This is a genomic window from Candidatus Limnocylindrales bacterium, from assembly GCA_035626395.1.
Taxonomy (GTDB): Bacteria; Desulfobacterota; Binatia; order UBA1149; family CAITLU01; genus DASPNH01.
On record DASPNR010000041.1, the window covers coordinates 22,967 to 41,994 of the forward strand.

10 protein-coding genes are annotated in these 19,028 nt (G+C 67.8%); 7 read left to right on the forward strand and 3 right to left on the reverse strand.

Annotated features, from left to right (window positions below):
• The first annotated feature begins 163 nt into the window (after positions 1–163).
• Positions 164–691: a hypothetical protein gene (locus VEC57_15660; GenBank protein HYC00570.1), complete on the forward strand. Its 528-nt coding sequence runs from the start codon at positions 164–166 to the stop codon at positions 689–691.
• Positions 692–724: 33 nt separating this feature from the next.
• Here VEC57_15660 and VEC57_15665 read toward each other — a convergent pair whose 3' ends face one another.
• Together VEC57_15665 and VEC57_15670 are read right to left on the reverse strand one after the other, a co-directional pair.
• Positions 725–2,119: a cytochrome P450 gene (locus VEC57_15665; protein HYC00571.1), complete on the reverse strand. Its 1,395-nt coding sequence runs from the start codon at positions 2,117–2,119 to the stop codon at positions 725–727.
• Positions 2,120–2,183: 64 nt separating this feature from the next.
• Positions 2,184–2,786 (reverse strand): DUF192 domain-containing protein, encoded by a 603-nt coding sequence (locus VEC57_15670; protein ID HYC00572.1) that lies wholly within the window; start codon positions 2,784–2,786, stop codon positions 2,184–2,186.
• Positions 2,787–2,931: 145 nt separating this feature from the next.
• On the opposite strand from VEC57_15670, the gene VEC57_15675 reads away from it, so the two are divergent.
• Together VEC57_15675 and VEC57_15680 are read left to right on the forward strand one after the other, a co-directional pair.
• Entirely contained in the window at positions 2,932–4,971 is a 2,040-nt protein-coding gene (locus VEC57_15675; GenBank protein HYC00573.1) for a (Fe-S)-binding protein, read from the forward strand.
• Positions 4,972–5,132: 161 nt separating this feature from the next.
• A complete protein-coding gene (locus tag VEC57_15680; protein ID HYC00574.1) occupies positions 5,133–6,473 on the forward strand; it encodes a hypothetical protein in 1,341 nt (446 codons plus the stop codon).
• A 173-nt stretch (positions 6,474–6,646) separates the two neighbouring features.
• Here VEC57_15680 and VEC57_15685 read toward each other — a convergent pair whose 3' ends face one another.
• Complete coding sequence (locus tag VEC57_15685) at positions 6,647–10,168, reverse strand: G8 domain-containing protein (GenBank protein HYC00575.1); 3,522 nt, start codon at positions 10,166–10,168, stop codon at positions 6,647–6,649.
• A gap of 161 nt (positions 10,169–10,329) precedes the next feature.
• Here VEC57_15685 and VEC57_15690 point away from each other — a divergent pair, with 161 nt between their 5' ends.
• From VEC57_15690 to VEC57_15705, 4 genes are all read left to right on the forward strand, one after another.
• Positions 10,330–11,163 (forward strand): TIGR03619 family F420-dependent LLM class oxidoreductase, encoded by an 834-nt coding sequence (locus VEC57_15690; protein HYC00576.1) that lies wholly within the window; start codon positions 10,330–10,332, stop codon positions 11,161–11,163.
• A 69-nt stretch (positions 11,164–11,232) separates the two neighbouring features.
• Positions 11,233–15,678: a transglutaminase-like domain-containing protein gene (locus VEC57_15695; GenBank protein HYC00577.1), complete on the forward strand. Its 4,446-nt coding sequence runs from the start codon at positions 11,233–11,235 to the stop codon at positions 15,676–15,678.
• Positions 15,679–15,692: 14 nt separating this feature from the next.
• Positions 15,693–16,871 carry a nuclear transport factor 2 family protein gene (locus tag VEC57_15700; GenBank protein ID HYC00578.1) on the forward strand — a complete coding sequence of 393 codons (1,179 nt, stop codon included), beginning with the start codon at positions 15,693–15,695 and terminating at the stop codon, positions 16,869–16,871.
• Positions 16,872–16,894: 23 nt separating this feature from the next.
• Positions 16,895–19,027 carry a hypothetical protein gene (locus tag VEC57_15705; GenBank protein ID HYC00579.1) on the forward strand — a complete coding sequence of 711 codons (2,133 nt, stop codon included), beginning with the start codon at positions 16,895–16,897 and terminating at the stop codon, positions 19,025–19,027.
• Position 19,028: the final 1 nt, after the last annotated feature.

Here is a 19,028-nt window from a genome sequence, read left to right on the forward strand (position 1 = left end):
CCATCTCTGGGGGGAGTTACCAGAGGTCCGGGAAGCTGTTCCCGGTGATGGGCCGGCGGCAGGCACTCCGCCGCCGGCCCGCTCGGTCTGGCTACCCTCGCCGCCCGCCTGCTAACGTCGCCGTCGGACGATTCCGTCCACGAACAAAAAAAGGAGTCGCACGATGCGAAGAACGTCGATTGCGTGGGGCGCCGCCGCGGTGCTGCTGTGGGCAGCGCCGGCTGTTGCAGGCGGCAGCTCGTCTTCACCGCTGACTGGAACGTGGCAGGGGCAGGCCAAGTGCCGGTTCGAAGGCCATCCCGATGAAAAGATCAAGATCGATGTCCTGCTTCGGATCGTGGCGGCGGGGCCCGGCTTCGTGGCCGCCGAGATGGCAGCGGTCGAAGCGCCCCTGGATGCGCAACCGCTGTGCGGCGTGGCGGTTGCCGAGCTCGAAAAGCCCGAAAAGATCGCCGTCAGCCTGAACCCATTCGCAACGTTCGGCAGCGAACCGATGTCCGGGCCATTCCCGTTTCAGTTCCTCTTCCATTCGGTGGCGACGAACGAGAAGGGCAAGATGAAGGGGCGCGGAATCGTCATCCACTCGCTGACCAAGGGCATCATTGGCGCATGCAAGCTCAAGCTTGCGCGCGTGGACGTCGCCACGCCGCCGCTGGGAAAGTTCCAGGCCGATTGCGGAGTGTCGCCGTAGCGCTCGGAAGCGAGTCTGGCCGGCCGCCGCCGCTCAGGCGGCGCGGCCGGCCGGCCTGACCTGAACGCCGCCTCTGGGCTGAATCGTCACGAGCGGCTCGGGCTCGACCACGCGCGAGTCGGCCAGCGGCAGGCGCAGCCGCGACAGCCAGGTCGCCAGCACGATGCGCGCCTCCATGGCCGCGAACGCAAAGCCGATGCACATGCGCGGTCCCATCAGGAACGGGAAGTGCGCGAAGCGAGGGCGCGCAGCGGCGGCTTCGGGCGCGAAGCGGTCGGGATCGAAGCGTTCGGCGTCGGGCCAGAAATCCGGGTGCCGGTGCGTGACCCACTGGCTGAGGAACACCAGCGCCCCCCTCGGCACGCGATAGCCGTCGATCTCGTCCTCCTCGCTCGGCGTGCGCGAGACCGCCCACGCCGGCGGATAGATGCGCAGCGATTCCTCGATCACCCGCCGCGTGATCTCGAGCTTCTCGAGGTCCTCGTAGGTCGCCGCGCGGCCGCCGAGCACGGCGTCGGCCTCTTCTGCAACGCGGTGCGCCCACTCCGGATGTCGGCCGAGCAGGTAGACCGTCCACCCCAAAGTCATCGCCGTCGTCTCGTGGCCGGCGGCCAGCAGCGTGGTGACTTCGTCTCGAAGCTGCTCGTCGCTCATGCCCTTGCCGGTGTCTTCATCCCGCGAAGCCAGCAGCATGCCGAGCAGGTCGTTGCCTTCGATGCCGGCAGCGCGACGGCGCGCGATGATTCCTTCGACCATGCGATCCATCTCGAGCTTGGCCTTTCGCAGCGCGCGGTTGCCGTGCGTCGGGATCCACGGAAAGCGGCCGAGGATGCTGGTGAACTGGCGCGTGACGAGTTCGTTGAGGTGGCTGAACGTGTCGCCGAACGCGGCGCTTCTCTCATCGGCGTCCACGCCGATCAGGGCCTGGACGACGATGTCGAGAGCCGTTCGCTTGGCCTCCGCCACGACGTCGACGACTGTGGCGGCGTGCGCCGCCCGCAGCAGGCGCTCGGCGGACGCCTCGGCTTCGCGCGCCATGAGCGAGGCGAAGCCGCGAACGCGCTCCTTGTGGAAGGCCGGCTGGATCAGACGCCGCTGCTGCTTCCACAGGGCGCCGTCGCTCGTGACCAGGCCTTGTCCGAGCACGCGCGCCAGCAGCTTATAGTCGTGGTTGTTCTTGGTGTAGATGGTGTGGCGTTCCTGCAGGACGTGCCGCACGCCCTCCGGATGCGAGATCAGCATCGCTTCCAGACCGAACAGGCGCACGCGCGCAACGTCGCCGTAGGTCTGGCGCAGCTCCATCATTGCCGCGAGCGGCCGCTGCTCCATCTGACGGACGTTGTCGATGCCGAGGATGCCGGGCGGCCCCGGCGCGCGGCGAGGGCGGGCCGTCGGCGATGCGGCCCGGTAGGAGGGCGCGGCTTGCACGGGCGAACTATCCGTCTGCCCGCGCGTCAATGCCACAGGCCCGCGCTGCGGGTGAGGCCGCAGGCTACGGCGCCGGCGCCCTGCCGGCTTCGTGCGCGTCCGGCCGTGCCTGCGGCGGCAGCGTCACCTTGTCGCCCGGCTTGACGCCGTGCCGCTTGGACCAGCCGGCGTTGACCTCGAGCACATAGCGCGCCGGCCCCTTGGAGGGGATCGACTCTTCGGAGTACGGCCTGGTGTTGGCCGCGATCGAGTCGATGACGCCGTCGCTGCGGATGTAGAGGATGTCCAGCGGCAGCGGAGTGTTGCGCATCCAGAAGCTGCGCTCCTCGTCCTTGTCGAAAACGAACAGCATTCCTGCGTCGGCCGCCAGCTCCTTGCGCCACATCAGGCCGCGCGCCTGATCGTCGCGCGTCAGCGCCAGTTCGACGCGCACGACGGCGTCGCCCTGCGCGCCATGGACGACGACCTGCGGCCCCTCGGCGCGGGAGCAGCCAGCGGCCGTCGAGATGAGCAGCGCGGCAGCCAGAACGAAGGCGCCGGCGATGCGCTCGCGAAAATCCGCGCGGCAGCCGCTACCGGCGATGCGGCGTGGCCGCTGGCGCAGGAGGCCGGCCGGAGGCGACGCCAGTCTCCGCAGCGGCGATGCGGGTGCGATTCGCTTGTCCAAGCCGCTGTTTTTGCGGGTCTCCCTGCGCATCGTGCCGGATTGCAAGGCAGGACCTTCCCCGGTTAAATCCGCCCCGGCCCTGACACGAGCACCGGCGGCGATGGGCGCCGCGGGGCGGATGCAGGGACCGGGACCGGGAGGATTCATGCTCAGCACCATCATCTGGACCATCGCGTTCGTCGGCCTGGTCGGCTACCTCGTCTACCAGTGCTACCAGCGGTTCGCGGTCCTGCAGCACCTGCGACCGGCAGCGCGTTGGGACAACGTCCCCGAGCGGATCCGGCGCACCCTGAAGTACGCCATCGGGCAGTTCAAATTCTTCAAGGGCCCGCGCCACGACATCACGCCGGGCGTCATCCATGCCCTGGTCTTCTGGGGCTTCCTCATTCTCGGCTACCAGGTCGTGCACATGTTCGCGCGCGGCTGGTTCCCCGACTTCCACCTGCCGCTGCTTGGCGCCACCGGCATCGGCGGGCCGATCATCCTGGCCAAGGACGTCATGGAGCTGATCGTCGCGATCTGCGCGATGATCCTGCTCACTCGCTGGCTGGTGACCAAGCCGCTGCGATTGATGGGATTCCTGCCCGCCGAGACGCGGCTGCGAAACCATTCGCACTGGGAGGCCTATCTCATCCTGGTCTTCATCACGACGATCTGCACGAGCGGTCTCGTCTACGACGCCGGCCGCTTCGTCTTCCTGGCCGGCGAGGCCGAGACCGAGGCCGAGAAGATGTGGTCGCCCGTCTCCTACGCACTGTCCGGCGTTTTCGCGACGCCGGCAGCCGCTACCGCGGCGAGCAACGCGGCGTGGTGGATCCATAACCTCGTCATTCTGGTGTTCGTCAACCTGCTGCCCAAGTCCAAGCACTTCCACGTCATCACCTCGATTCCGAACGTCTTCTTCAGCAAGCTCGAGCCGTTCGGGCGCCTGTCCAAGCAGGACCTCGAGAGCGAGAACGCCATCTACGGCACCTCCGAGATGCGTCACTTCGACTGGAAGCAGGTGCTCGACATGTACTCGTGCACCGAGTGCGGCCGTTGCTCCTCGCACTGTCCGGCCACCGCCACCGGAAAGCGCCTGGCGCCGCGTCAGTTCCTCCTGAACCTGCGCGACTTCCTCTACGCCCATCCCGAGTCGGTGACCGATCCGAACTTCATGCAGAAGGTGGCCACGGGCGAGGTCGAAGGCGCAGGCGAGATCATCCACGACGAGGTGCTGTGGTCGTGCGTGACCTGCCGCGCGTGCGAAGAGGCGTGTCCGGTCAACATCGAGTACGTCGACAAGATCGTCGACATGCGCCGCCATCTCGTGCAGGAAGAGGCACGGTTCCCGGCCGAGCTTACGCGCGTGTTCCAGGGCATGGAGCGCCAGAGCAATCCGTGGGGAATCGGCGCCGACAAGCGCGCCGACTGGGCCGAGGGCCTGGACATCCCGACGCTCGCCGAGAATCCGGACGCGGAGTACCTGTTCTTCGTCGGCTGCGCGGGCTCGTTTGACGATCGCGCCAAGAAGATCACGCAGGCGGTGGCCAAGCTGCTCAAGGCGGCCAACATCTCGTTTGCGATCCTGGGCCGCGACGAGCCTTGCAACGGCGACACCGCGCGGCGTCTCGGCAACGAGTATCTGTATCAGTCGATGGCGGCGATGGCCGTGGAGGTGCTGACGGGCGCCGAGGTCAAGAAGGTCATCACCAACTGCCCGCACTGCTTCAACACGATCAAGAACGAATTTCCGCAGTTCGGCGGCAACTACGAGGTGCAGCATGCCACCGAAGTCATCGCCGACCTGATCGAGCGCAAGAAGCTCAACCTCAACGGCAACGCCGTGGGTTCGGTGGTCTTCCACGATTCCTGCTACCTCGGCCGCTACAACGGCGTCTACGATGCGCCGCGCCGGATCCTGGAGGCTCTCTCGGGCGTGGATCTGCGCGAGCCCGACCGTCACAAGGCCTTCGGCATGTGCTGCGGCGCCGGCGGCGGTCGGATGTGGGTGGAAGAGGCGCCCGACCAGCGCGTCAACGTGCTGCGCGTCGAGCAGCTCCTGAACACCGAGGCCAAGACGATCGCCTCCTCGTGCCCCTACTGCATGACGATGCTCAGCGACGGCGTGAAGGCCAAGGAGAAGGAAGAGCAGGTCCGCAATAAGGACGTCCTCGAGCTGGCCGCGGAGGCCTTGCCGGGCTGAGGAATCGGTTGGCCGGTCCTTGCCGAGCGCCCGGCCGGTGAAGGTCGCGGCGGCGTTCCTCGGCTGAGGCGGGAATTCTCGGCGCCTCATTGACGGCCCGCTCGCGGCCGTGTCAGCCTCCTTTTTATCTACAGAAATGTAGGCCGAAAAGGAGGAGACCGATGAGCGGTTCCAAGCTGTTGCCCGGGCGCCGTGCGCACCGGTTTCTGCTGAGCTGCCTGGCCGTCGGCGCGACGGTTTTCGCCGCCGTCGCCGCCGAGGCGCGCCCATTCCCCTACAACCCGATCCTGTTCGTTCACGGCATCGAAGGCTCGGGCGCGCAGTTCGAATCGCAGGCGATGCGCTTCGAAAGCAACCGCTATCCCGCAAGCTGGATCGACCAGGTCGACTACGACTCGACGCGCGCCGTGGCCGACAAGAGCGAGGTGCACGCACAGATCGACGCGGCGATTGCCGAGCTCAAGGCGCGCAGCGGCAAGGCGCAGGTCGATGTGGTTGCGCACTCGCTCGGAACCTCGGTCATGCGCGACTACCTGACCGACGAGGAGCTCGGCGAGGCGCGCCGCGCCGACGTCGGCCACTACATCAACGTCGATGGCCAGAGCGAGCACCCGGGCGTACCGACGCTGGCGGTCTGGGCGGGCCGGGGCAACCCCGATCGGCACATGGAAGGCGCCGAGAACGTCACCATCCCGAACCAGACGCACGTACAGGTCTGCACGTCCTCGGAGGCTTTCATCGAGTATTTCGAGTTCCTCACCGGCCGCACTCCGCGGCGCAGCATTCGCCGCCAGTCCCGCATCGAGATCTCGGGCAAGGCGCTGGAATTCCCGCAGAACTCCGGGTTGGCCGGCGCCACGGTCGAGATCTGGCCGGTCGACGAGAACGGCGTGCGGACGACCGAGTCGCCGGTTGCATCCATCGACATCACCGACGGTTCGCGCGGCGGCGGCAAGTGGGGCCCCGTCTCCGTCGCGCGCCGGCAGCGCTACGAGTTCGCGTTGGTGCGGGATGCGCTGCCGACGCTGCACATCTACTATGAACCCTTCGTTCGCAGCGATCACACGCTGCGGCTGCTCGCGTCCACGGCATTCGAGCAGTACGCCGGCAACCGTCCCGGCAGCTCGTCCTGGGTCAGCATCCGTTACAAGGAACTGTGGGGTGACCAGCCGGGCGAGAGCGATCAGCTTCTGGTCGACGGCCTCAACATCGTCACGGCCGAGCTCTGCCCTGCCAGCAAACAGGTCAACGGCTACTTCGCATTCGACGTCAACCGCAACGGTCAGACCGATCTGATCGAGGACCCGGTCATCAGTGCGCTGCCGTTCCTCCAGGGCGCCGACGTCTTCGTCCGCGCAAGCACGCCGCCCGACGGCACGATCTCCTTCCAGCTCCTGTCGCGCGGCGGCGGCGAGCCGCGAACGCTGAACGTCCCGAACTGGGAGGCGATGGGCGACGGCATCACTGTGCAATGGAATGACTTCGATCGGCTGACGTTCTGAGGCGGCGGCGCGCGTCGCGCCGACCCCTTCGCGTACGGCAAGCCGGGCGGCCGCCGCCATCGGCGGCGCCCGCACGATGATGCCGCGTATCAGCTAAACCGGGCCGCCATGCCGGCCGCCTCGCGTTCCGGAGCACCTCGGCGGGCCCAGCTGGATGTATTTGGACCGCCTCGTCAGTCCGTATCGATGTGCAGCACCGTCGTCTCGTACAGCAACTCGTCGCTGGTTGGCGCCGCCAGCTGTCCGCTCTGGTCCCAGAACTGCCAGGAGCCGCCGCGCAGCTTGACCCATACCAGATCGTTGTCCGCGTCCTGCCACCACGCCTCTCCAGCCGACGCCATCACCGCAGCCAGTGACGCCTGCTGTTCATAGAGCCGGAAGCCGCCCGATCCGAGCGTCCACACCGCTTCGGGCGTGGTTTCACCGTCGAACTGCACTGCCAGCACGAGCGTGTCGGTGATCTCGAGCATGTTCTCGAAGCGCAGCTCGATGTCCTGCGGCATCGGCGAACTCGGAAATTCCAGCCGGTAGATGCCGTCGCGGTGCGCGGCGAAGTGGCGCATCGGTGCGAGCAGCCAGCTCTCGTCCAGCGCCTCGTCGACGCTCCATGCGGCGACCTCCGTCAGCGTCATCGGATCGAGCCGCGTCGCCTCGATGGCCATCAGCGGCGAGTAGTAGGGACGGTCGTTGTTCACGACGAACTCGAGGACCCCATAGAACGGCCCCGGCACGCTGACTCCGCCGGTCTGGCCGGCCGGCTCCACCGGCGTGACCGTCTGGCCATACGTGAAGAAAGGTGTGTCATACACGAAGTAGCTTCCGGCCGGTCCCCAGCTCCCGTGCGGATCCCATAACGCCCCGGCCAGCACGTAGTGGCTCAGCACGGGGAGTGACCGGAAGCCGGGATGCGATTGAATGAGGAGGTTGTCGAAGTTGCGCATCTGGCCCTTGTCCACCGGACGGATGTAGTAGTCCTCGGTGGCGAACGCGCCGCTGCGCGTGCCCGGCACCAGCGGGAAGCCGACGATCACGTTGCGCCGCATGTCGAAGGCGCTGTGGTAGGTGGCAAAGGCCGTAGGTGTCTCGTTGCCGCCGAGAGTGTCCGGGAAATGGACGCTCGGGCGCGGCGTGGCGGCGTTCAGGCTCGTGCCGACGATGAGCGACCGCTCGATGACGCCGTCGGCTCCCGAACCGGCAAAGAAGCGACCGCAATTATCGGCCGAAACGATTTCGGTGAAATCCGGCCACGCCACCCGGTCCCAGATCCCGCCGCGGCGGTTCTTCCACGCGGTGAAGCGGGTGATGGCGAACCGGCGCAGCGTGTTCGAGTTCCACGTCGGATCCTGCCCGTCGGTCGTGGACTGGTACTGGAAGTCGATCGTCGTGCCGGCGTCGTCGGACTCGACGCGGTCGAACATCAGCCCTTCGAAGCCGCTGGTATGGGCGGTGTTGTCTTCAAAAACGCCGAACAGCATGCGGCTCGGCCGCATCGGCACGCCCGAGCTGTCGCCGTGAGGCTGATTCGGGAACGCCAGCCAGAAGCCGTGCCCCTGACTGTCGGCGGCGGTGTTGCCGGTGACGACGTTGTCCGGGTTGGCGATCCAGTAGCCGCTCGATCCGCCGTCCTCTCGGATTTCGTGCAGCTTGAGCGCGTCGCCTTCCAGGGGATTGCGCACGTGCAGCGTCAGATTGCCGGCGATCGTGTTGCGGCGCTCGACGGCATCCTCGGTGAAGACGGCGTGGCCGCGGATGTCGTAGAGAACGTTGTTCTGCACGACGACGCCGTTGGTCGCGTGGATGACGATGCCACGGTTGGCAGACTGATGGATGCTCGAGTCCCGAATGTACTGGCCGGAGGCGTCGCCGACGAAGGTCGTGCTGCTGTAGCTCAGGCGGTGCCAGTGAAAAGGATAGCGGCCGAGGCGTCCGCGCTGGCCTCCGCGCCGGATCTGCACACCCGAGACGTGAGCCTGTGCGCCCGTTCCCATGATCATCACGTGCGCTCCGAAGCCTTGGGTCTGCCACAGCGCATCGTCGGGCGCTTGAATGACGATGTTGCGCGTGAGGTTGGCGACTTCGGCGCGTTCGTCCAAAACGACCGGCGTCGGCGCTGCCGGCGGCGTGACCAGGCCGGCGGGGCTGAGGCTCATGCCGTCGGCGGTTGCATACTGCAGCAGGCCCCATCGCGGCGCCGACAGCGGAGCGTTCAGCTCCACGCTCGTCGCGGCAGCGGCTGCGATGGTGAACGACTCGGTGGCGGACGCGCCGAACCAGTCGGTGGGAGCGACGACGATCTGGTCGCCGGCGCTCCAGCCCGGGTCCTCCTCGAGCTGCAATACAGTGGCGCCGCCGGGAGCATGCGCGGCCAGCCTGGTCCACGCCACTTGCGGAGGGCGGCCGTGCAGCTCGAGCGCGCCGCCCATGACCATGATGCCGCGCGTCCCCATGCCCATCACGCTTGCATCGGGATCGGCTGCATCCAGCGTGATGATCGCCTGCTGCTCGAACGGACGATCCTCGGTACCCACGCGCAGCTCGCCGTGCACCATGATCCAGTCGGCGGTGAGCGAGAGGTCGGTGCGGTCGAAGACAAGAGAGCCGTCGATGGTGAGACCGCCGAGGTCGGGCGTGTCCTCGTCGAGCAGGATGCTCGTCCCCTGCGGGATGACGACCTCTTCACCCGGCGCGGGCTTGGCTCCGCCCCACGTCGCCGGATCCGACCAGCGCAGGCACTGCGGGCAGTCGCCGCCGCGGCACGCTTGCGGATACTCACCGGCCGCCGGTAGAGCCAGCAGGCTGGCGCATTCGGCGCCGAACTGCGCCGTGCACTGCACGCACTCGGCGATGTCGCCGAGCGTGGAGACGCTGCGCGCGCACGACTGACCGGTGCTCGGCGGTGCGACGTCGCTGCAGTCGGGAGAGAAGCCGATGGTTGCGGCAGTGAAATCGTCGTCGGCACCGCTGCCGGCGATGCCGAGAACGTCGACATCGCACCGACGGTCGCCGCCGCCGCAGCTCTTGCACACGTTGCGGACGAGCTTTGCCCGCGCCTTCGTAAGTCGCGGCTCCGCGCGGCCGTCGCCCGGCGTCGGGCACGGCCCGGCGGCGATGCCGGAGGCTACGGCCGCCTGGCATTTCTGCAGCGCACGCGCCGATGCGCGAAGATATCGATCGACGCTGGAGACGAGCGTTCGCTGGCAGCGCAGCAGCGCCTCACCGGCATCGTCGGCGAGCGAATCCGCGGCCGGTGTGCCGACCGCGTCGAGGGAACAAGTGACGCAGTCGGCGATTCCGGTGCAATCGGCAATGGCGCCGTTGCAGCCTGCGCCGGCAAGGCCGGGGCAGGCTCCCTCTTCCCATCCAGTTGCGGACAGCGGCACGTCGTCGCTGCCGCCACACGTTTGATCGTCGCCGCCGCACGCATGGGCGATCGTCGCTCGTGCTCGCTCCTCGAACTCGTCGAGCGCGCTGACAACGGCGGCGTCGCCTTCGCACTCGGCGGCGGCCACCGCGTTGCCGGAAGCGAGCGCGCGATCGCGGCACGCCGCAAGGACGCGGCTGCGGCCGTCCAGGTAGCGCGCGCCGCTGCGTGCGATCGCAGCCTCGCATGCCGAGGTTGCGGCTGTAGCCGCCGAGCACCACAGCGCTACGAGCAGCGCGGCGCAGAGCACGCCATGAATCCGTCGATCAAGCATCGCGATGATCCCCCTCGATCGTGCGCTGTCGTTACACGTGATGTCGCATCGGCAGTCAACGCAGCGTCGGCTGTTCCTTGAAACGCATGTTCAGGCGGCCGCGTCGTCCGTCGTCCCGCCGCGCTTGCGGCTGCGCCGGCGCGGGAGCAGCATCCGGCGCCATGACGTGCTCGCTCGGAATGCATCTGCGAACGATGGGGCCGCAGTCGATGCCGGACGTGGTGCGCGCGTGCGCGCTGGCGGCCGAGGCTGCCGGCATCGACGAGCTGTGGGTCGGCGATCACATCGCGATCCCGCCGGATGACGCCGAGGGCTCCGGCGGCCGCTACCTCGACCCGCTATCGACGCTGGCCTGGATCGCGGGCATCACCAGGCGCATCCGCCTGGGCACGGGAGTGCTCGTCCTGCCGTATCGGCCGCCGCTGCCGACTGCCAAGGTCGTCGCGACGGTGCAGGAGCTGTCCGGCGAGCGGCTGATGCTCGGGGTAGGCGTTGGATGGATGCACGCGGAGTTCCGCGCCGTCGGCATCCCCTTTGCCGAGCGCGGGCGCGTCAGCGACGCGACGCTCGAGTTTCTCACGCGCTGCTTCGCGGCCGACGAAGCCGAATCGAACGGGCAGCCATTCCTGTTCCTGCCGCGGCCGGCGCGGCCGCCGATCCTCGTCGGCGGCGCACCTCCGCATGCTCTTCGGCGCGCCGCGCGCTTCGGCGACGGCTGGATGCCGATGACCGCCGATCCCGAGTCGCTTGTAGCGCCGGTGGCCGAGCTGAGACGCATGTTCGCCGAGGCGGGCAAGCCGCCGCCGCGGATCGTCGTGCTCACGAGCCTGCCGCTGGCCGATCCTTCGGCCGCCGCCGCGCTCGCGCGCGGATTCGTCGCAGCCGGCGCGACCGGAATCATCCACGGCACGCCTCGCTATCCCGACGCCGCCGCCTTCGCGCGCGATGCGGAGGTTCTCGCGGCGCACGTGCTGCCGGCGCTGGCGCAAGGGTAGCGCGGCCGTCACCGCGAGCGGAAAACGGTTGACGACACCGGCCCCAGCGTCCTAAAGCTGGCCGCCTTCATGCCTCCTTCATTCCCGAACGTCGTCTCCGGCCTCGCCCGAGCGCTGTGGACGGCGGGATTGTGCGCCGTCCTGTCGCTGGCGACGCCGTTTCCCGACGTTCACGCGCAGGGCCCGCCCCCTGCCGCGCGCTTTGCGCCGCAAAAGGCCCTTGCGGCAGAAGCTCAACGAATCAAGGACCTTCTCGACGCGCTTGCGAACAGGGTGGCCCAGGGTGCGGCCATCGACGCCGAGCGCAAGGCGCTGCGCGAGCACGCCGGCAACCTCGGGGACCTCGACGAGGCGTTGCAGGAGGCGTTCGTCGCGACCGAAAGCAGGATCAAGGAAGCGGGCCTGCCCGACTTCATCCTCGAGCGCCACTACGCCACCGTCGCCGACTACGAGAAGAATCTCGAGGTCCTGACCGCGCACCTCGATGCTGTCGATGCCGCGGCCGGAAAGCGCGCGGCCGGACGCGATGAGGACCTTGCGGCAGCCGTGAAGGCTGCGCGCCGCTACCTGCGTCGCCACAAGGCCAAGGATGCCCCCCGTTTCCTCAGCGGCAACTCGCTGCCGTACGCGGCGATGAAGCAGACCGCCGAGCCCCGCGACATATCGCACGCTCGAGCCGCGGTGGCGGAGCAGCGCTCCATCCCCCGCGTCAGCGCGCCGCCGACGGCCGCCGACCTGGCGGCCACCATCGACGTTCAGCTGACCGAGGAAGTCGAGGAACTGGCCGCTGAGCTGCAGACGCCGCTGGCGATGTACCGCCACGTGCGCGACAACATGCGGTTCGAGCCGTACACGGGATCGCGCAAGGGCTCGCGCGAGACGATCCTGGTCAAAGGCGGCAACGACTACGACATCGCATCGGCACTGATCGCGCTCCTTCGCGCTTCGGGCGTGCCTGCGCGCTACGTCTCGGGCCAGGTGCTGATGCCGGCGGACCGGGTGATGAACTGGCTTGGCGTCACCGACGGCTTCACCGCCGCCAACATTCTCGCGACCGCCGGCATGCAGCCGACCCCGTTCACCGACAACGGCGAAGTCGTCGCCATAGGGTTCGAGCACGTGTGGGTGATCGCCTATCTGCCCTACGGCAACTACCGCGGCATCGGCAACGACGACACCGGGATGGCGTGGGTGCCGCTGGATCCGAGCTTCAAGTCGCTCGAGTACACCGACGCGGTCGACATTCCTTCGGAGATGGGCTTCGACGCGCAGGAGTTCATTGACGGGTACATCTCGACGTTCCACGAGCCAAGCCCGGTGGAGCTCTACCTGCAGAACATCGCCGACTACGTCGCCACCGAGCGCAAGGATTTGACCTTTCCCGACGACGTCTTCCGCACCGCCACCATCGTTCCCGACGAGTCGGGCATCCTGCCAGCCTCGCTGCCCTTCGAGCAGCTCGCGGCCGCCAGCGAGTTCGCCGCGATCGCGCAGGCGGAGCGCCACCGCATCCGCTTCCACATCCGCAACGGCAACACGACGCTCCTCGACCACACGCTCGACCTGCCGGCGATCGCCAGCCGTCGCGTGACGATATCCTACGATCCGGCAACCGCGGGCGATGCGGAGACGATCGAGACCTACGGCGATCTGTACGCAACGCCGCCCAACCTGATCGCGCTGAAGCCCGTGCTGCGCGTCGAAGGAGCGGCGGTCGCCACGGGCACGAGCATCGGCGCAGGCGTGCTGCACAACTCGGACATGCACTTCCTGACGCCCGCCGGCGAGAGCAATGTCGTGCCGCTCGTGCAGAATTTCATCACGGCGGGCACCTACCAGGGCATCGGCATCGACACGTGGCGCGTCCCCGACGAGGCGCTGGTGCCGCCGGACGACGAAGAGCTGCCCGACACCGACGGTCTCACAGGCGAGAAGCTCTACCGCACCGCGATGAACTACCTCGACCGCGTCGATCGCGCCGGCCTGCAGGTGGCGCAGACGCAGCAGATGGTGGTGCAGACGGCGGTTTCCGAAGCCATCGTCGAAAACGTCGTGCAGGTCTTCTACAACTTCAGCCAGATTCCCGTGGCGTGGGAATGGAAGGGCCTGATCGTCGATGCCGATCGCAAGATCATCGGCCCGTTCGCGATCGACGGCGACGAGAGCAAGGAAAAGCCGTACTTCGTCCTGACCGGCGCCGACGCCTCCATCGGCGAGAATCGTGTCTTTGAAGATCTCTATGGAGAGGAAGCGGTTTCGACCATCAAGATTCTCGAGCTGGCCAGCGACATGGGCATCGAGATCTGTCGAATCGTCACCAGCATCGCCACCGACTGCCCGGCCATGTCGCAGCCGGCCCCCGTCGTCGCCGCCGTCAACGGCGCGCTGGCGCAGGGACACGAGGTCACGATCCCGCGCACGCAGATCACCTATCTGAACTGGACCGGCACCGGCTACATCGACATGGATCCGGATACCGGAGCGGCCGGCTACATCATCAGCGGCGGCCAGAGCGGCGGCGCCACCGTCGATTCCTGGTCATCGACGTGGCAGCTGTTCTTCGCCGTGTTCGGCCGGGACGTCTGCAACATCATCGCCGTCATCCTGTCACCTGAACCGAACTCGTACTTCCCGTACCCGGGCGCCAACGGCGGGCCGATGGGCGTGACGCCATCGTCATTCGAGGTCGACTACACCGTCTACTATTGCGATCCGGAGGAAGAAGAGGTCACGGTCAGCGAGACCTACATTCCGCACTTCCAGTACCCGCCGGGCAACTTCGTCTTTCATGCCGGCTGGGGAACGGGAGAGACGCTGGCATTCACGGTCTTCGACGTGCAGATCATCGACTTCCTCAGCGACCAGTACATGGCACGCGGCTACACCGGCCCGCCGGTGGCCGGCGATCCGGACCCCGCCAGCATTCGATACCTCATCCTGCCGGTCGGCTTCACGCCGCAGCAGGTGCAGATGAAGGTCGCCAACGGTGCCGAGATCAAGACGCAGACCGAGCCGAACAGCTCGGGCATCCTCACCGCCACGTTCGACGGCAAGAACAACGGCGGCAGCTACATCAATGCCGGCAGCTACCACGTTCGCTTCATCGTCACGGCGCCCGACGGCCAGATCGATCGCAGCGAGGACATGGACCTGCACGTGGTCGAGGTTACCGACGTTGCGCTGCTGGATACCGGCGGAGCGGCGCTGACCGGCAACGCGCATCCGGACAAGCCCGGCGGGCGGCGCATCTTCGCGGGCAAACCCACCAAGGACGCAGCCGACCGCGGCAATCGCGTCAAGGTACGTGCCACGCTCAGCATGGCCGTGCCTGCGGGCAAGATGAAGGTGAACCTGGTTTCGTTCGACGTCGCCGATCCCACGGGCTTGATCGACGCCAACCACGGCGAGGCGATGGGCACGCCGGCCGAGGGGATGCTCAGCGATCAGGATCCGGCCACGACCGGCAGCAACGAGGTGTGGGTCGATTTCACGACGACCATGCAGCCGGGCGACAACTTCAAGATCTTCGCCAGCACGAACAAGAAGATGATCGACAACCTCACCGACGCGATTGCCGAGGCCAACACGGACGAGCAGGGCGCCACGATGAACGCCCGCCTCATGCCGCTGGCATCCGAGCGCCTCACGGTGTGGCGGCGCGTGCACGTCGAGCGGGATTCGATGGGCAACGTGGCCAGCAACAGGATCACCGGAAGCATCACGGCGGTGACCAACAACGGCAACGGCACCAGCACGGTGACCACCGACCAGAACTTCACGGAGACGCCCTCGGCAACCAACCGTTTCGCCAACGGCCTGCTGCGCCGGGGCATGAACGCGTTTCGCGTGGTCGGCAACACCGACGGCATGAACATGAAGGTGACGGTCAACAACCTGGGCATGACCATCCCGACCGCCGGCGCATTCACGCTCGTCGACGACGACGACTACAACGGCAACGACGGCACCTCGCAGGACGGCGACGACGGCGAGGACGTGGCGATGGCCAGCATCGGCAAGATCCAGGACAGCGACGATGGCAGCAAGAACGTCTTCGCCTACGCATACGTGCGGCCGACGTTCGACATCGGCGACAATAACAGCTCGGTGGCATTCGTGGCCAACACGCCCGACGGCGCCGACGAGAAGTCGCTGCTGCTGGCGACCTACGACTTCGACGCTGCCGCGTATGAAGCCGACAAGGACTTCTGGACGGTCTACTTCCTCGGCGCCTATCAGATGCAGACCGAGGAGGACGGCGACGGAGCCGGAAGCACGACCTTCGGCCAGGTCGACGAGCTGAACGGCCAGGGCGCAAGCGTCTTCCTGGAGGCGACCAAGGAGTCGCCGGGCCCGGCATGCAACGAGCCGGACGTGGGATCGCACGAGCTCGGCCACCTCTTCAAGGGCGCCCACACCGACACCGCCTTGATGGACGGCGGCGGCTGCAACGTCGGGCCGCTGACGTTCTCCGACATCAGCCTGCGGAAGATCCGCAACCTGGACCATCCGTGAGCGGGTCGATGAGCATGATGCGGAGAGCACGGCACCGCACGCGCGCGATCCAGCGGATCACCGCCGCGTTCGCCCTGCTCGCCATGCCCGCCGCCGCGACGGCAGCGGCGGTGACACCGGCCGCTCCGGCCGCCGCGTTGACGCTCACGCTGACCTCCGATCGCGCCGAATACACGCTGGGCGAGCCCGTGCTGCTGTCGGTGCGGGTGGCCAATGAGACCGCGGCGCCGATCGTCGTCCGACGCACCACCGATGCGGCCACCGGCGCGGTGCTGCCGTGGATCGGCCGCCAGGGCGAAGAGCCGCGTCGCTACGTCGGCCCCGACATCGGCATCAAGCACACGCACGTCCCGGAGGCGCCGCTGGCGCCCGGCGATGCGTTCACGATCAAGGTTCGCGTGCTCTTCCACGTCGTCACCCACGAGGACAGCGACCTGCCGTACTTCTACGCTTTCGATCAGCCAGGGACCTACCAGGTGCGTGCCGAGGTGGTGAACGTCGCTCCGTCGCAGCGGCTGTTCACGAACACCATCGCCATCCGCATGCGCGCGCCTTCCGGCACCGATGCGCAGGTCTGGAGGATGCTGCAGAACGAGGCGTCGGCGCGCTTCCTCCATTCCGGCTTCGCCGACGCGGGATCGCGCGAGGCCGCCGCTCTGGCCGAGATCGTGGAGCGCTATCCCGCCAGCGTCTACGCGCCCGTCATCGAGCGATCGCTGCAGATCCATGAGAAGTCGGCAGGCCCGCAGACGCGTGCGGCCGCCGGAACCGCCGAGGTCGTGACGCTGCCCGGCAAGACCTTCGTTGCTACCGCTTCGCCGTCGGTGCCGCCGCCGGCCGTGCAGGAAGCTTCCCGATCCATCGCCGAGATCGTCAACGCCTGGCAGCGGGCCTGGAACGCACGCGACGCCGCGCGCCTCATGCAGCTCCTCGTCATCAGCCACGACCTGCGCCGCAAGTGGGATCAGGGCGCGGGCGACGCCGATCATGAGGCCGCCGTCCGCCAGCTCGAGAGCGCATTCTCTGCGCTCGGCGAGCTGACGATCGAGGTGGTGCGCACGTCGTTCGGCGGCGAGGCGGCTTCGGCCGACGTTCTGGTGACGGCGAGCAATGCGCAGCCTGCGGTGACGTCGCGCACGATGCGGCTGGCCCGCGAGGGCGGCGCCTGGCGCATTTCGGAGGTAGGGTTCTGAAACGGCTGTCGACAGCGGCCTCGATGGCCTTCATTGCAGCGCTCGCCACCTGCGTGATGGGCACTGTTTCGATCGCCCGCGCCGACATCATCGGCGATGGCGTCGAGTGCCTGGCCGACCTGCAGGCCGAGGGCGGCGGCGCCGGATCGGGAACGTGGGGCGCGCTGGACGGCACCGGCCTGCGCGACACCGCCGCCGTGCTGGACACGCTGCGCGCGATAGGCCGGACGGATTCGCAGACGTACGCCAATGGCGTCGACGGTCTGGCCAACCAGTCCGCCACCAACAACGACTTTCGCGCCCGCCGACTGGCGTCGCTGCTGGCCGCCGGGATCACCGAGGACGGCGATCTTGCGACGCTGCTGGCGAACCAGAACGGATCGTCGGGCGGAAACCCGAGCGAGCCCAATCATCCCGAGGGCGGCTGGGGAGTCACCGAGGTATTCGGCACCGACTCATTGACCACCGCGCTGGCCATCGATGCGCTGCGCGCGGCGGACATGCCGCTTGCGCTGACCATTGCCGGAGCGGTCGTCACGGCTCCGACGCAAAGCCAGCATTCGTTCGAGTTTCCGGCCGGCGCCAGCGGGCTTGCCCTTCTGGTGCGCCAGGTCACCGGCAGCGTGCGGCTGTTCATCGATACGCCGAGCTCGGGCACCCTGCAGGCCGATCTCAGCAACATCAGCTCGCCGACGTCGCTCGGCGGCCTGCCGTCGCAGGCTGGAACGTACACGTTGCGACTCCAGAGCCTCTCGGGAAGCCCCAACACCTACTCGCTCGAAGTACGGTTCCAGAGCGCCGGCTTCGACACCGCTCGCATCACGGCCGCGCTCGCCTACCTGGCCGCGGCGCAGAACGGCGACGGGAGCTGGGGGCTACGGCGCGGCGAGTCGGGGCAGCTCGGCATTACCGCGCAGGTCGTGCGCACGCTGGCCCGACTCGGCGGTGCGTTCGTCGCCCCGGCCATCGTGGCCGAGGCGCTCGATTGGATCGAGGATCGCCAGCACGACGGCGGCGGCTTCGGGCAGGACGGCGGCAGCACCGTCTACGAAACGGCCCTGGCGGTACTGGCTCTGAAGGCGGGCGGACGCACGACGCCCTCGGTGCTCGACCCCGCCCATCAGTATCTGGCCGACGAGCAGCAGGGGAGCGGGTGCTGGAACGAGGGCGATGCCTACGCCACCGCGCTTGCGCTGCACGCGCTGTTCGCGCCCGATGACGGCCTCTTCTGCAACGGCCACGAGATCTGCAACGTCATCGAGGGGTGCAGCACGGTCGACGTCCCGCAGTGCGACGATGGCGTGACGTGCACGGAAGACGCGTGCAGCGAGGAGCTCGACGAGTGCCTGCATGCGCGGGACGACTCGGCGTGTGACGACGGCCTGTACTGCAACGGCAGCGAGATCTGCGACGAGAACGAAGGCTGCCTGGCCAGCGAGTCGGTCGACGGCGCACCCGTTGTCGATTGCGACGACCACGTGCCGTGCACGATCGATGCGTGCGATGAGCTCAGCGATTCCTGCACGCACGTCGCCAACCATGCCGCATGCGCGGATGAATCCTTCTGCAACGGGGACGAAATCTGCAGCACGAGCGAAGGCTGCATCGCCGGCTCGCGCAGCTGCGTCGACGCGCATGCCTGCACGCTCGACGGCTGCGACGAAGCTGCCGACGCCTGCACGCATTCGCCGAATGACACCGCCTGCGCCGACACCAACCCCTGCTCCGACGACTCCTGCAGCGCGGTCGCAGGGTGCACGCACACGCCCAACACCGATTCGTGCGACGACGGCGACGAGTGCACCGAGAACGACGTCTGCGCCGGCGGCCAGTGCGCCGGAACGGCGATTCCGCAGTGCACGGCCACGACCACCACGACGACGCTGCCCGAGCAGCTGTGCGGCGACTTCAACGGCAGCGGAACGATCACCGCCAGTGATGCTTTGGGCGCGCTGCGCACCGCGGTGGGAACGGCCACCTGCGCGCTGGCGCTGTGCGACTTCAATGGCAGCGGGACCGTCACTGCGCAGGATGCGCTGGCGATCCTGCGCACCGCCGTCGGTCACGCCCTGACGCCGAACTGTCCGGCCGCCGCCGCAGTGGCCGGGCCGTCGACGACGACGACGACCACGACCACCACGACCACGCTGCCGTGAG